A 14,653-nucleotide genomic window follows, 5' to 3' on the forward strand; every position below is an offset into this window, starting at 1 on the left:
GTTGGCATAATCCTTGCGTTACTAATAGGTATCTAAAATATAAGGGGAATTTTCTAATGAGCCTATTAGAAAAGGATTTAAAACCAAAGCAAGCACCTGGAGCTCTCCGGCATTTTCGTGAGGTCGAGCTGTGGAAGGATGTTACCGATGAGCAATGGAATGACTGGCTGTGGCAGTTAACCAATACCATTCGTACATTGGATGATTTGAAGAAAGTCGTGAACCTGACGCCGGAAGAAGAAGAGGGGGTACGCATCTCCACTCAAACCATTCCGTTGAATATCACGCCTTACTATGCATCTTTGATGAATCCCGATGATCCACGCTGTCCGATTCGATTACAGTCTGTTCCCTTGTCAGCGGAGATAAACAAAACGAAATACGACTTAGAAGACCCACTGCACGAGGATGAAGATTCTCCCGTTCCTGGACTTACCCACCGCTATCCGGATCGCGTTCTGTTCCTTGTCACTAATCAGTGCTCCATGTACTGCCGATACTGTACGCGCCGCCGTTTCTCCGGCCAGGTGGGCATGGGCGTACCGAAGAAGCAGCTCGATGCCGCCATCGGATACATCCGTAATACACCAGAAATCCGGGACGTATTGATTTCCGGCGGGGACGGTTTATTGATCAATGATACGATTTTAGAATATATATTAAAAAACCTTCGGGAGATTCCCCATGTGGAAATTATTCGCATCGGCACCCGGGCTCCGGTCGTATTCCCGCAGCGCATTACCGAAAATCTGTGCAACATCTTGAAAAAGTACCATCCAATTTGGCTGAATACTCACTTTAATCACTCTTTGGAGCTTACGGATGAGGCGAAAAAAGCATGTGACATGCTATCCTTTGCTGGCGTTCCGATTGGAAACCAAGCGGTTATTTTAGCAGGGATTAATGACAGCGTTCCGATTATGAAAAAGTTGATGCATGATTTGGTGAAAGCTCGAGTAAGACCTTACTATATTTACCAATGTGACCTATCGGAAGGGATTGGCCACTTCCGCGCGCCCGTATCCAAAGGGTTAGAGATCATTGAAGGATTGCGAGGTCATACGTCGGGTTATGCTGTTCCAACGTTTGTTGTCGATGCGCCTGGCGGGGGTGGAAAAATTGCCCTTTCCCCGAATTACCTAATTTCACAGAGTCCGAATAAAGTCGTTCTCCGTAACTTTGAAGGGGTGATCACCTCTTATCCTGAACCGAAGAATTATGTTCCAGGTCGTGCTGACGACTATTTTAATGAAGCATTTGGAATAGAAAAAACGCCAGAGACCGTAGGGATTTCTGCGTTGCTAAATGATGAGAAGTTTAACTTAGTGCCGGAAGGACTTCGCCGGATGAATAAGCGTGAAGCGTATAAGGAAACCGAGGACCACAGTTCATTGAAAGACCGCAGAGAAAAGCGGGATGAGATGAAGGCAAAATTAATCAAGGCGAAATCCTAATGGAGATGGAATGCTTATAAATAGAGAACAAAGGAAGATAGCCGGGGGGAGGATTGCAACCCTCAATGAAAATGGAAGCGACAACAATCATAGAGAAAAAAGAACGTACGTTTTGGCTAGGGGTGAGGGATACCTTTCCGATTGTTGCTAGCGGCTTTTTTGACGGGATTGTTTATGCCGTGATCGCTCGACAAATCGGATTATCCTGGGGGGAAACAGTAGCCCTGTCCCTCCTGGTTAACGGGGCTTCCTCTCAATTTGCCGCACTTGGCTTGATGAAGCTGGGGATATTGGGCTGGCCGGTCATTCTCTCTACTTTGCTCATTAATGCAAGACATATCATTTATGGCCTTTCCCTTGGCCCTTATTTAAAGGGGGAAGGGAAAGGGAAGCTGCTCCTCGGCTCGGTCAGCCTTTCGGATGAAACCTATGGGGTAAATATTCATCGCTTCAAACGGTATGGAGGAGATTCCTCTTATTTCTTGGGTTCTGCAACGATAGACTATACGCTATGGCAACTCAGTGTGATGACAGGGGCTACCATCGGTCAGTTTACTTTCGATACGCATGCCGTTGGACTTGATTTTGCTTTTCTAGCTACCTTTATCGGATTACTCATGCTGCAGCTTGGAACCCGTACCGCCTGGGGATGTATGCTCTTGGTTGGCATCGTTAGCACCCTTGCTCAGATTTACGGAGGACCAATTCTCGCTGCTTTTTTAGGATCGATAACGGCTATGGTGTGGGGAGGGTGGAAGGGTGAGTAACGAAGTTTTGTGGACCATCATCGGAATGGGATTGGCTACCTATCTGACCCGATGTCCAGCCTTGCTATTTGGCGCGCGATGGGCTCTTCCTGCCAGGGTGTACCGTGCCCTTTCCTTTGCACCTCTAGGGGTGTTTACTTCGTTGTCGATTCCTCCGCTATTTCTGTCTGAACCGGGCCATTCCTGGAACCCCGCTTACTTAGCGGGGGCCCTTGTGGCAGCGGCGATGGGCTGGAAAACGCGACAGCCCTTTTGGGCTATGGTCGGAGGAGTGATAGTCGTAGCCGTCTGGAGGGGAATGGAAGCGGTATAGATTGCGAAAGCTTTAGCCACTAATCCATGATTGAGGAATAGTGGCTTTATCATTGTGACTCATGGAACAATTTCAAAAACCGTACCTTGGTTAAAATCCGTTACTTTCATTGAGCCATACACCCCTAAATATAATTTTGTTTGGTCTAAATTCGTTCCCAAGGTAACAAAGTAAGCCGATTGAGACCCAAAATTATAATCGGTTTCAATAACACTATAATCATGTAGATTGCAAACAGGTCTTACCCTCGTATAAGCTAAAACCCCTTTAGCCGGAGTCCGAGATTCTTCCTTTCGGGCAAGATCGGTAAACACCACACTTCCCGTTAAAGCGGGGATTGCCTTCCCCCTATAGGGTTGGACTCCTGTAAGTGCAGTTCCCCCAAACTTGTCGGGCCGGGGATCTTTGTGGAAATAACTAGTTAAAGGTTGAATCCGCCTCGCTGACGTTTCAATTGCTTCATTGAAGAAAGCAATCGTTTTCTCATCCCCATTCGGATGTTCAGAACAGTCCCTTATCATCGAAGTAGGAAAAGCCCCTTCCCACCCTCGCCAGCCTAGATTAATCCATCCTTCATGGTCAGGTTTTGAATTCATGGAAGAAGCTTGAGTTAACATAGTAACCGGTATGGGTTTATAATGAAGGAAGGAAAAAATGGACTCTACCAAATCCTGTCCGACATGTCCCACATATTTAATATAATGGTTATCATACCTTTGAAATGAAATCCCTGGTATATTTCGAACCCCTTTGACCATGACCGTAAGGGTTTCTTGAATCGGTGTGGGAAGTTCATTAAAACGGGTGACTACGGGTGGATCATAGGTCGACGTATTCTGAACGACATCGATTTCAATGATTTTACCCGCGATTTCCATCTCGTCCTGGGCTAAATTAAATGGATCATAGCCTGATCCACCATCTCCCGTTGTTAAAACAAGCTTGCCTGTTTCAGGTGAAAAGTTTAAGCTATTCACACCATTGTGGTTAAAAAATGGCCTTCTTAAGTATAGTAAGGTTCGTCGTTTTTGCGGTTGACCATTCGATGGTAAAATCCATTCTTCAACGGTATCAATATGATCATAGTGAGTATCTCTATTTGTCCACCTGAGGTTTAACGTGTTCGGATCACATGGATTCGGAATAAAAGAATCAGGAAGAGCACCCGGACCTTGTGTTCCAGCTACTGAGTAATGAAGATAAAACAAACCGTTATAATAAAATTCGGGATGAAACGCTAGTCCTAGCAATCCCCGTTCATCATATCCACCACCGGAAACCCCAAGTTGGATGATTCGCGAGCGAATATCTAAAAAAGTCCTCATATCCCCGTTTCCTATGTAAAAGATTTCTCCTACCTGGGTTGCCATAAATAATCTTTCCATGGAATCACCCGGAAGTATAGCTGTCTTCAAAACAGTGGGTAAATTTAGCCGACGTACCATGGGACGTAAACGAACCTTAACTTTGATCAACTACCTTTACCCTCCTTCGCCTTGTTTTCTTTTATAAGAATATGATTCGAACTGTTCTCATAGTACCTATTAGGGCATGGCACGATTTTCCATGGGGGGTAATATCTATGATGTGGAGAGATGAGTTCATTCCAAAGATGAACCGTTATTCTAAGAACATGCGGCTTGTAGTGGGTGCCCTATTAGGTTCAATTGCCGCTATGCTTCAATCTGCCGGGATTTTGACGGGTATTGGTTACATACTGAGCATGATGAGCACTGGCCCTCTAGTACTTGCTAGCCTATTGTCCGTCAGAATAGGTGTAATGACTTATTTCGTAACCTTATTTCTATTGGCCCTGTTCCAGCCAAGTGAACTCCTGGTGTTCCTCTTTACCACAGGATTATTAGGACTCAGTTTAGGTATTGGTCTTAAGTATTTAAAGCGAAGACTATTTATTATTCCTTTTGCCGCTTTATGTTTGACACTGGGTATCAGTATGTTGTTATATGGATTTCAATTTCCTATACTGGGACCATCGGTAACCCCTTATTTTAATAGTAGGGTTATCCTAGGGACATTTGCCTTTTCCTTATTGTATAGCTGGATTTGGATGAAATTAAGTATCTATGTTTTTAAAGTCTTCATAAAGCATTTTTCACGTTAATGCAACCTGTCTTATGGAAGGTTGCTTTTTCTTTGAAGACACTAAGAAAATCTTAAGAAATGCATCACGGGTTTATTAAGATTTTGCAGGTAGAATGATTTTAGAACAAAATAAGGGGGAGAGATGACATGCACGATTCTGATTTAGGAGTGAAGGGTTGATGAATATCTTGGTTTGTGATGATGATAAGTCGATTGTTGATGCTCTAGGGGTTTACTTAGAAAATGAAGGGTATGCCATATTCAAAGCTTTTAACGGCCTAGAGGCCATAGACATTGTGGAGAGGCAAGAGATTCACCTGATTATTATGGATATCATGATGCCGAAGATGGATGGAATAAGCGCGACGATCAAGATCAGAGAAGATAAAAAAATTCCGTTGATTATGCTATCAGCCAAATCCGAGGACTCGGATAAGATTTTAGGATTAAATTTAGGAGCCGACGACTATATTACGAAGCCGTTTAATCCCTTAGAACTCATTGCCAGGGTGAAATCCCAGCTGAGAAGATATACCACATTTGGGAGTCTGGAAACCAAGAGTAATGTATACCAGACAGGGGGACTCATGATCGATGATGAAAGAAAAACGGTGACCGTCGATGGGGAAGAGGTTCATCTAACCCCGGTGCAATATAAGATACTCAAGCTCCTGACCGCGAACGCGGGTAAAGTCTTTTCCATTGAGGAGATCTATGAGAAGGTTTGGAATGAAACGGCCTTTAGTCCGGAAAATACGGTGACGGTTCATATCCGCAAAATTAGGGAAAAAATCGAAATCAATCCGAAAGAACCAAAATATTTGAAGGTTGTGTGGGGAGTGGGATATAAAGTTGAAAAATTATAGTCATGCTATCATAACGAAAATACTGGCTTTTGTTCTGGTGATCCTTTGTTTTACCGGTATGGTTACTTCAATTGTGCAAGTGGAAAATGCAAATGATGGTGAATTTGGAATCATTTTTGAAGATAACTACTTTCATAGCAGGGCTTATATTCGGGAGAGTCGAAGCCTCGTAAACGATCTGACTAGACTCCTCGGAGAGTATAAGAATGAGGAACATATAGCAAGTGGCGGGACGATCAGTGAAGAGGAATGGAGCTGGGAAGAAAGACAACTGTTTTCGGAGTATCAATACCAATCCCCAGAGTATAGCTACGACTTAACAGAAAAAGAAAACTTCGAAAGGTTTAAAGAAGTGTATGCCAATCAGTTGGCCAAAGCAAGGGAACAGCTGATTCAGAATGATTTAAAGACCTTTCATCGATTACTGCAAAGCTTAAACGATTATGAAAATCGCTTGTTTTATGCCAGTGATGGTGTCCATGTATTTACCAACACGCCGAACACGGAAAAGGAACAGTTTCGAACCTATCCTTCCTATATGATGTTTGGGGAGTATAAAACCGAGCTCTACCCTAAGGAAGTAAAGGAAAATCAATACCTATATAAACAAATCACAGAACCAATCCAATCATTGGATCCGAAAAGCATGGTTGTTTATATCGCTTTTACACAAGAGTTTCTCGATCAAAACCTGAAAGAGTGGCAGGAAAATAAAGCAGTGGCTACCCAGAGCTTCTATAGATTACTCGGATTTTTAACAGCAGGTATCCTGTCCTTTCTCTATTTGGTGATCGTTATTGGGAGAACATCTTTTAAGGATCAAGAGGTAAGCTTGAATCCCTTAGATAAATTATTTACGGATGTGAAGCTAGGTCTATGCGTCATTCTTTTAGCGTTTTGGGCGGCCCTGCTAGAAGATTTGAATGATACTGAGATGATGTTCATGGTCATTCCAATCACGATTACCTTTGCCACTGTCGGATTGATGCTAGTGCTATCCCTCGTGAGGCATTGGAAGAATGGAACGCTCATAAAGCATAGCTTAGTCTTCCGCATTCTCTATACGATATATAAATTTGTTAGAAATATATATGACAGCGGAAGTGTTGGCATCAAGACGGTACTTATCGTAATCGGTTATCCCCTTATCGTTGCCTTAACGTTTTTTATGTTTCCCGTAACCCTCGGTATCGCCGCTTGGTTTGCCTTGAAGAAGGTCAAGTCCTTCCAGGCAATCCAAGAAGGGGTAGAGAAAATTAAGGATGGGGATATTCATCATCGCATTGACGTGGGAAGTAAAGGGGAGTTTTCAAGACTGGCAGCGAATATCAACGGCATCACCGATGGGTTAAAGAAAGCCGTGGATAATGAACTGAAAAGCGAACGGTTAAAAACGGAGCTCATTACCAATGTGTCCCATGATATCCGAACACCTTTAACTTCTATAATTACCTATGTAGATCTATTGAAAAAAGAAAAGGACCCTTCCAAGGTAGAAGAATATATCGAAGTGCTGGATCAAAAATCGAAAAGACTTAAAGTTCTCACCGATGATTTATTTGAAGCAGCCAAGGCTTCCAGCGGAAATATTCCCGTTCAGTTTGAGCGAATCAACATCGTATCTTTAATTTCCCAGGGGCTCGGTGAAGTCAATGAAAAAATTGAGTCCTTAGATTTAGAAGTGAAGTTTAATCATCCTAAGGAAAAGGTGTATGTTACCGCCGATGGAAAGCTGTTGTGGAGGTCAATCGAAAACCTCTTGTCCAATATCTTCAAATATACGCTCAAAGGCTCAAGAGTGTATATCGATATTGAAGAAGCAGGGGATGAAATCCTGCTTACCTTTAAAAACATCTCAGCCTATGAACTAAATATCTCCGCAGAAGATTTAATGGAACGTTTTACAAGAGGGGATGAAGCCAGATCAAGCGAAGGCAGCGGGTTAGGGCTATCTATCGCGAAAAGTCTAATTGAGATCCAAAAGGGGAGATTTTACGTTCAAGTGGATGGGGATTTATTTAAGTCTATGATTTATATGCGAAAGCATCAGGAATAGGGTGGAGTGAAATACATTACCACTGGCTAACATATTTGTAATCGCTTAGGACCATCATAATAATGAGTGGATTTATCCTTTCAGCAAATCTTAGGGCATAGGAAGGTTAATATGAGCGACAGACAAACGAAAGCCGATGTAATCTTAATTGGTGCTGGAATCATGAGTGCGACTTTAGGTGCGCTGCTGAAAGAACTAGCACCGGACTGGCATATCACCGTATTTGAAAAGCTCGAAAACGCTGGTGAGGAAAGCTCGAACGAATGGAATAATGCCGGAACAGGACACGCAGCTCTTTGTGAACTTAACTACACAACGGAAAAGCCGGATGGATCTGTAGATATTAGTAAAGCTGTAAAGATTAATGAACAGTTTCAGGAATCCATGCAGTTTTGGTCTTTTCTTGTAAACAATAACCGAATTCAGAACCCACAACACTTTATCATGCCATTGCCACATATGAGCTTTGTAGAAGGGGATCAGAATGTATCCTTCTTAAAGAAACGATTTAAAGCCATGTCTGCTAATCCCCTGTTTGAAGGGATGGAATTTTCCGATGATCCGGAAAAGCTGAGGGAATGGATGCCGCTTATGATGCAAGACCGTGTAATGAATGAACCCTTAGCGGCAACAAAAGTCAACGCTGGAACGGACGTTAACTTTGGGGCTTTAACGCGGATGATGTTTGATTTCCTCGAGAGTAAAAATGTCAATATTCATTATAATCATCGAGTTGATGATATCAATCGAACGAGTGAGGGCTTATGGGAATTGAAAGTGCGGAATGTCGATCAAGGTACTATTGAACTCCATACTGCCAAGTTCGTTTTTATCGGTTCAGGAGGAGGAAGCCTGCATTTGCTGCAAAAATCCGGTATTCCTGAGGGGGATTACATTGGTGGATTCCCCGTGAGCGGAATATTTATGGTGTGTAATAATCCGGATGTTGTGGAAGCGCATCATGCAAAAGTATATGGTAAAGCCAAAGTTGGGGCGCCTCCCATGTCTGTTCCGCATCTTGATACTCGATTTATTGACAATAAAAAAATGTTGCTATTTGGACCGTTTGCTGGCTTCTCACCCAAGTTCTTAAAAACCGGTTCCAAGCTCGATTTGGTGACTTCCGTAAAAAAAGATAATCTGTTTACGATGTTGTCAGCAGGGGTAAAAAACATACCTTTAACAAAATACCTAATCAAGCAAGTGAGGTTATCCAAAGAACAACGGATGGAAGAACTGCGTGAGTTTATCCCGAACGCCAGAAGCGAGGATTGGGAATTAGTCGTGGCGGGCCAACGGGTGCAAGTGATCAAAGATACGGAAGAGGGAAGAGGAATGCTTCGATTTGGTACAGAAGTCATTCATTCTGCTGATGGTTCGATCGCAGCCTTGCTCGGTGCATCGCCGGGTGCGTCTACTGCCGTTTCCGTCATGCTTGAGTTGATCAAAAAATGCTTCCCGCAACATATCCACGAGTGGGAACAGAAGATCAAAGAAATGATTCCTTCTTATGGCTTGTCCCTCATGGAAAACCCGGGGCTTTTGCATGAAATTCATACTTCAACAGCCCAAACGCTGGGTTTGGCTAGTAAGGATCGATCCTTTCAGGAAGCATAAGAGTCATCCACAATGAATGAGGTTGATGGAGGGATTCCTATGAACCAAATAAAGATATTCCTAAGAAACGGTTGTTTAATCGAAACGGCAACGGATAAACTTACCATAAAAAGAAATAATCTTGAACAAGTCATCGATCTCGCGTGGGAGAACATTCCTGATGGGTATCCAGTCCCGCTGCACCTTGATTTGACGGAAATTATCGCGATTACAAGTAAAAAGCTATAAAAGTGCCTAACGTTAAAGGCTGTTCTCCTGCGGGGAAACAGCCTTTTCTTTTTCCTTGAACTCCTATAACAATAACAATATAATTAAATTCAACAATATTTTATTGTAAAACGATAAATACTATGTTATAGTCAAATTGACAAAAAAAGTGAGGTGTTTATTATGAATCGAGGAACAACATTCTTCCTAAGGCTGGCTGTTATCCTTATGGGAATTCCAGTTCTTGCCTTGTGTATATTTTTGGTGCCTAGGATAGCAGTTATAGTAGCAGATTTTTTAGAGGTTGCTTATTTAAAATATCTCGTTTTCATCGTCTTTTATGGAGCGGCGATCCCTTTTTACTTTGCTCTCTATCAAGCTTTTAAACTTTTAAGCTATATTGATCAAAATAAAGCATTCTCCGAATTATCTGTAAAAGCTTTAATGAAAATTAAATACTGTGCCATTACAATCTGTAGTTTGCATGTACTAGGTTTGCCGCTCTTCTATCTCATGGCGGATAAAGACGACGCCCCAGGACTCATATTCATCGGAATGGTGGTACCTTTTGCTTCCATGGTGATCGCCGTCTTTGCTGCAGTGCTCCAAAGACTATTAGAGGAAGCTATCAAAATAAAAACAGAAAATGATTTAACGGTCTGAGGTGATTAATATGGCGATTATCATTAATATTGATGTAATGTTGGCTAAACGGAAGATGAGCGTAACCGAGCTTTCGGAGAGGGTTGGAATTACGATGGCTAATCTTTCTATATTGAAAAATGGAAAGGCGAAGGCCATTCGACTATCAACGTTGGAGGCCATTTGCAAAGCGTTAGAATGCCAACCTGGAGATATTTTAGAGTATAAAAAGGATGAAGAAGGGGAGGTATAACCTTGGAGCATAACCTTCCGATCATTGAAAATATGGCTAACCCCCGAGAGCTGGAGAGAATGTTTCGAAAGGAACCAGAAGCTTTTAAAAAGTCATTCTTACAGGCCTGGCAACAAAACCCGGATTCACAGGTTCTGGCTGTTTGGTATGAGAGATTGAATTTTAAGGAGACGGACCATACGGAAAAAGCTTCCTTCTTTCAAAAGGATTTCTTGTTTATGGGAATTATAGCCATTCTAGCTGGGATATGTACCAGGATCATTTTCCATTTTGTCGAACAGCAAGCGATAGCCCCGATTAACCTTGTTTTTGGGATCATTCCCTTTATAGCCGCCTATTTTGTATACCATAATACCCCAAGAAAACAGGTACTTTATACCCTGGGATTGTTCTTCGTCATCTCCGGATTTTATCTTAATATGCTGCCACTAGAGGAGAAAGACAGTATTATCCTGGCTTATCTGCACCTTCCGATCTTCTTATGGGTATTAGTAGGGCTTGCCTTCACTGGAAATGAATATGGGAAGGGTAGCTCCAGATTAGCCTATCTTAAATTTAATGGGGAATTTTGCATCCTCTACGCCAGCATGGCCATCAGCGGAATGCTGCTGACCGCCTTAACCATGCAGTTATTTACCTTTGTAGGCATGGATATCTCTGAATTCTATTTTAAAAATGTCGTTTTATTTGGTGCTGCCGCACTGGCTATTGTAGCAACCTACCTGGTATCAAGGAACCTTAAACGTTCTAAAAATATTGCACCATTGATAGCCAAAATTTTTAGTCCACTTGTATTGGCCACCTTGTTGGTTTATCTCATAACGGTTGTTTGGGTCGGAAAAAATCCATTCTTTGACCGTGATTTCCTCCTATCCTTCAACGGAATACTTCTAAGTGTTTTGGCCGTCACGATTTTTTCCATTACCGAAAGTGGGAAATACGAGAAAAAGACCATTTCCGATTATATCAATGTTGCCCTGATTGTTCTTGCTCTTATCATTGACAGTGTAGCTCTATCCGCCATCGTGTTTAGGCTGTCTTCTTATGGGATTACACCCAACCGGCTTGCTGTATTAGGGGTAAACATCCTGATCTGGGCCAATCTCATGTGGATTATGCTTTCCTATAGACATTTTCTACAAAACAAAACCGGACCTTCATCCGTCCAAGATGCCGTTACGAAGTATTTGCCGATCTATGGACTTTGGGCAGCTTTCGTTGCGTTTGTTTTTCCAATCATTTTTTAGTAAAAGGCTCACCGTCTCACACGTTGTGTAGGGGTATAAAGTCCATTTATCCGAAAAAATCAGAGGAAAAAAAGCATAATAAGTGGAGAATCGACAACTAAAGCTTCAATATAGCTTGTAAATTTGGCTTTCAGAGCTAATAGTTGGATTTTTTCCACCTACAAAATGAAATCCTACGCTATTTTAATCAATAGGTGGAAAATTTCCATCCATTTATTCTTGCTTCCATCCTAGATGTTTACTATCAGTGGACTTTTGCTGATTTTGTCTTTAGAAATACCCTGTAGGGGGTATGTTTAGCTTTCCAACCTAACAGTTGGGAGAAGTTCTGTTTCCTTGCTTGCACCTCTACACGGAACCCGTTATTAACCGTCTTTTTTAATTGGCGCCCAATAAGAAAGATCGCGGGAAGTGACAAAGCCATCAAGCTATGGCAAAATGGTGAGGTTAGATAGGGGGAGAGACTTACGATGAAACCATATAGATCTTTACTTTTTGATATTGATAATACACTGTTAGATTTTAACGCAACGGAAAAACAAGCCTTAAAACGGCTATTTGATAACCAGAATATATCCTTAACTGTGGAAATGGAAGAAGAGTATAAAAAAATTAATCACTTTCTTTGGAGATGCTTTGAAGAAGGAAAGCTTTCGCGGGAAGAGGTTGTGAATACGCGCTTTTCCCTTTTATTTAAGGAGCACGGCAAAGAGGTTGACGGAATGCTCCTAGAAAAGAATTACCGTACCTATTTAGAAGAAGGACACCATCTTGTACAAGGTGCGCTTGAACTAGTCACCAGCTTGCAAGATCATTATGAGTTATTTATTGTGACCAATGGAGTTTCCCAGACGCAGTTTAAGCGACTAGAGGCATCAGGATTATTGCCGCTGTTTAGGGAGGTCTTTGTTTCAGAAGACACAGGTTACCAAAAGCCGATGAAAGAATTCTTTGATTATGTCTTTGCTAGAATTTCTAATTTCTCCGCGGGACATGCGCTGATAATAGGAGATTCTCTAAGTGCGGATATCAAAGGAGGGCAGCTTGCTGGTTTAGACACATGTTGGTTTAATCCCGAGGGAACACCTAACCATACGGCAATCGAGCCAACTTATCAGATTCAAACGTTAGACGAGCTTCATTCCATCTTAAATGGGTCGTTAACCGGTAAGCCATGAGGAAAATCGTTATATTTTGCATCGTATTCCTAGCTCTAGGTCTTCTTCTATACGGCTCCTATAAGCTCATGAATGCGCGAACTTATCAGGTATTTGGCGAGTTGGTTTATCGTGTGGAAACCGAACAAAAGCGTGTGGCTTTAACCTTTGATGACGGGCCTACACCGAATGTGGAAAGTCTATTGCCCCTTCTTGATCAATATAACGCAAAAGCTACTTTTTTCTTAATCGGGAAAGAACTAGAGAATCATCTTCAGTTGGGTAAGGACATCGTAGCAGCGGGGCATCAATTAGGCAATCACACCTATTCCCACAACCGCATGGTGTTAAAAAGTCCTTCGTTTATCAAAGATGAAATAGAGAAAACCAATGTCCTCATTCGCCAAGCAGGGTATCATGGTCGAATCAATTTTCGCCCCCCGAACGGAAAAAAGCTGATAGGACTTCCCTATTATTTAAAGGGTCAGAATATGCGTACGGTGATGTGGGACCTTGAACCCGACACGTACTTTACTTCTGTCGCTGATAAGGTGGACTATGTGAGTACAAATGTGAAGCCTGGGTCTATTATTTTGCTACATCCTATGTACGATAGCACGGGAAATGAGTTGAAAGTCATAGAGGGGATATTAGAAAGCTTGACGGAAAAAGGATTTGAATTTGTCACGGTAGAAGAGTTGATTAGGCAGTAGCAGCCATCGTTCAGGAGACGCTAGAAAAAGAGAAGAACCCTATCCGGCATGAAGTAGTCGGGTAGGGTTTTTTCGGTAGGGACAGAAGATTTTTACAAACTTCTCATCTTTAAAACCCAAATGCCAGTTGTTCATCCTGATCCCTTGATTCGGATAATTGAGGTCGTTTATGTTCAGGGACATGAGCAGGCAAATCATACGCTTCAAGTATGGAATAGACACGGTTCATAAGAGCTTCAACATAAGGGTGTGAGGGATACGCCGATTGGTATTGGTTCGTATAGGCTGTTAGAAGATCAGGTGCACATGTCTCTAATGTTTTGTAATACCAGGCTTTCACTCCTGGCTTGAGGCGCAGGACGGAGGGAACCGCGTACATCGCTTGGTGTGCTTTAGCTTCCCGTACTAAACCTTTTAATTGGTCAGTCGAATCCGTGAGTCTAGGGAGAATGGGGGCTATAAAAATTCCGGCGGTCAGCCCGTGATTGACTAGTTGCTCCACCGTCGCCAGTCGCTTCTTTGGCAGGGGATGCCGATCCTGATTGCGCTTATGGCACCTAAACAAGAGATCAAATCTTATCAACCCGCCGAGGAAGGAAGAGCCAATCCTTCTTTTACAACGGAAAGCTCGCAAACCCCAGCAGAGAAACTAGAGAACAATCGGGTCTTAGGAACCCTGATGGGAGCAGTAGGAATCATTTATGTCATTTATGAGTTTGTGAACGGCAAAGATCTAGATTTAAATATTATTAATATTACGTTCCTAAGCGCCGGACTTTTTTTCCATCGCTCCTTGGCTAACTTTGCTCAAGCATTTAAGGATGCCGTTTCTGCGATCTCGCCCATTGTTCTGCAATTTCCTTTTTATGCCGGCATTATTGCCGTTCTTGGCAGCTCCGGAATGGGAAAAGCAATCATTGATTGGATGAGCTCGATTGCTAGTGTGGAATCTTTTTCCGTTTTTACGTATTGGACGGCAGGATTGGTCAATATCCTCGCTCCTTCAGGAGGTGGGCAATGGGCGTTGCAAGGTCCTCTGCAAATACCGGCAGGCATGCAGTTAGGGGTAAATCCTGCTTCTATCGCCATGGCCGTTGGGGGGAGATGCTTGGACAAATTTAATTCAACCATTTTGGGCGTTGCCGATCTTAAGCGTTGTAGGGCTAAGTATTCGTGATATCATGGGATATTGCGCCCTATTAAGTGTATGGGTGGGCGTGGTGACAAGTATACTCATCTATTTCGTTTACTAAAAAAG

General features: G+C 42.5%; 15 protein-coding genes and 1 pseudogene. 14 read left to right on the forward strand and 2 right to left on the reverse strand.

What is annotated here, in order from left to right; translation table 11 throughout:
* Positions 1 to 56: 56 nt before the first annotated feature.
* The 3 genes from kamA to EIZ58_RS13070 all read left to right on the forward strand — a co-directional run bounded on the left by kamA (position 57) and on the right by EIZ58_RS13070 (position 2,534).
* Positions 57 to 1,454: a lysine 2,3-aminomutase gene (kamA, locus tag EIZ58_RS13060; protein ID WP_134701241.1), complete on the forward strand. Its 1,398-nt coding sequence runs from the start codon at positions 57 to 59 to the stop codon at positions 1,452 to 1,454.
* A 71-nt stretch (positions 1,455 to 1,525) separates the two neighbouring features.
* Entirely contained in the window at positions 1,526 to 2,221 is a 696-nt protein-coding gene (locus EIZ58_RS13065; protein WP_167577672.1) for an AzlC family ABC transporter permease, read from the forward strand.
* Positions 2,214 to 2,534, forward strand: coding sequence for an AzlD domain-containing protein (locus tag EIZ58_RS13070; protein WP_134701243.1), 321 nt, complete (start codon positions 2,214 to 2,216; stop codon positions 2,532 to 2,534). The genes EIZ58_RS13065 and EIZ58_RS13070 overlap by 8 nt, the downstream gene beginning before the upstream one ends.
* A 59-nt stretch (positions 2,535 to 2,593) precedes the next feature.
* Here EIZ58_RS13070 and EIZ58_RS13075 read toward each other — a convergent pair whose 3' ends face one another.
* Positions 2,594 to 4,009: a PQQ-dependent sugar dehydrogenase gene (locus tag EIZ58_RS13075; RefSeq protein WP_134701244.1), complete on the reverse strand. Its 1,416-nt coding sequence runs from the start codon at positions 4,007 to 4,009 to the stop codon at positions 2,594 to 2,596.
* A gap of 107 nt (positions 4,010 to 4,116) precedes the next feature.
* Between EIZ58_RS13075 and EIZ58_RS13080 the strand changes: the two genes are divergently transcribed.
* The 10 genes from EIZ58_RS13080 to EIZ58_RS13125 all read left to right on the forward strand — a co-directional run bounded on the left by EIZ58_RS13080 (position 4,117) and on the right by EIZ58_RS13125 (position 13,395).
* Entirely contained in the window at positions 4,117 to 4,656 is a 540-nt protein-coding gene (locus tag EIZ58_RS13080) for a hypothetical protein (protein ID WP_134701245.1), read from the forward strand.
* Between the two features lie 160 nt (positions 4,657 to 4,816).
* Positions 4,817 to 5,503 (forward strand): response regulator transcription factor, encoded by a 687-nt coding sequence (locus EIZ58_RS13085; RefSeq protein ID WP_134701246.1) that lies wholly within the window; start codon positions 4,817 to 4,819, stop codon positions 5,501 to 5,503.
* On the forward strand, positions 5,490 to 7,559 hold the full coding sequence (locus tag EIZ58_RS13090; protein ID WP_240689078.1) for a HAMP domain-containing sensor histidine kinase: 2,070 nt from the start codon (positions 5,490 to 5,492) through the stop codon (positions 7,557 to 7,559). Before EIZ58_RS13085 ends, EIZ58_RS13090 begins: the two co-directional genes overlap by 14 nt.
* 66 nt (positions 7,560 to 7,625) lie before the next feature.
* A complete protein-coding gene (locus EIZ58_RS13095) occupies positions 7,626 to 9,176 on the forward strand; it encodes a malate:quinone oxidoreductase (RefSeq protein WP_255438265.1) in 1,551 nt (516 codons plus the stop codon).
* Positions 9,177 to 9,215: 39 nt separating this feature from the next.
* Positions 9,216 to 9,404: a hypothetical protein gene (locus EIZ58_RS13100; protein ID WP_134701248.1), complete on the forward strand. Its 189-nt coding sequence runs from the start codon at positions 9,216 to 9,218 to the stop codon at positions 9,402 to 9,404.
* Between the two features lie 162 nt (positions 9,405 to 9,566).
* Entirely contained in the window at positions 9,567 to 10,046 is a 480-nt protein-coding gene (locus EIZ58_RS13105; RefSeq protein ID WP_134701249.1) for a DUF2975 domain-containing protein, read from the forward strand.
* A gap of 10 nt (positions 10,047 to 10,056) precedes the next feature.
* The gene (locus EIZ58_RS13110; protein WP_134701250.1) at positions 10,057 to 10,278 is read left to right on the forward strand and encodes a helix-turn-helix domain-containing protein; all 222 of its coding nucleotides are present in this window, start codon (positions 10,057 to 10,059) and stop codon (positions 10,276 to 10,278) included.
* A gap of 32 nt (positions 10,279 to 10,310) precedes the next feature.
* Positions 10,311 to 11,525 (forward strand): DUF4153 domain-containing protein, encoded by a 1,215-nt coding sequence (locus tag EIZ58_RS13115; RefSeq protein WP_370297708.1) that lies wholly within the window; start codon positions 10,311 to 10,313, stop codon positions 11,523 to 11,525.
* 470 nt (positions 11,526 to 11,995) lie between these two features.
* On the forward strand, positions 11,996 to 12,703 hold the full coding sequence (locus EIZ58_RS13120; RefSeq protein WP_134701252.1) for a YjjG family noncanonical pyrimidine nucleotidase: 708 nt from the start codon (positions 11,996 to 11,998) through the stop codon (positions 12,701 to 12,703).
* The gene (locus EIZ58_RS13125) at positions 12,700 to 13,395 is read left to right on the forward strand and encodes a polysaccharide deacetylase family protein (protein ID WP_134701253.1); all 696 of its coding nucleotides are present in this window, start codon (positions 12,700 to 12,702) and stop codon (positions 13,393 to 13,395) included. The genes EIZ58_RS13120 and EIZ58_RS13125 overlap by 4 nt, the downstream gene beginning before the upstream one ends.
* A 109-nt stretch (positions 13,396 to 13,504) precedes the next feature.
* Here EIZ58_RS13125 and EIZ58_RS13130 read toward each other — a convergent pair whose 3' ends face one another.
* Positions 13,505 to 13,960 (reverse strand): radical SAM family protein, encoded by a 456-nt coding sequence (locus EIZ58_RS13130; protein WP_167577673.1) that lies wholly within the window; start codon positions 13,958 to 13,960, stop codon positions 13,505 to 13,507.
* Here EIZ58_RS13130 and EIZ58_RS13135 point away from each other — a divergent pair.
* A pseudogene (locus EIZ58_RS13135) lies at positions 13,925 to 14,648 on the forward strand (TIGR00366 family protein); the annotation flags it as partial. The gene EIZ58_RS13130 and the pseudogene EIZ58_RS13135 sit on opposite strands and share 36 nt — an antisense overlap.
* Positions 14,649 to 14,653 lie beyond the last annotated feature (5 nt).

The organism is Ammoniphilus sp. YIM 78166, from assembly GCF_004522215.1.
Lineage (GTDB): Bacteria > Bacillota > Bacilli > Aneurinibacillales > RAOX-1 > YIM-78166.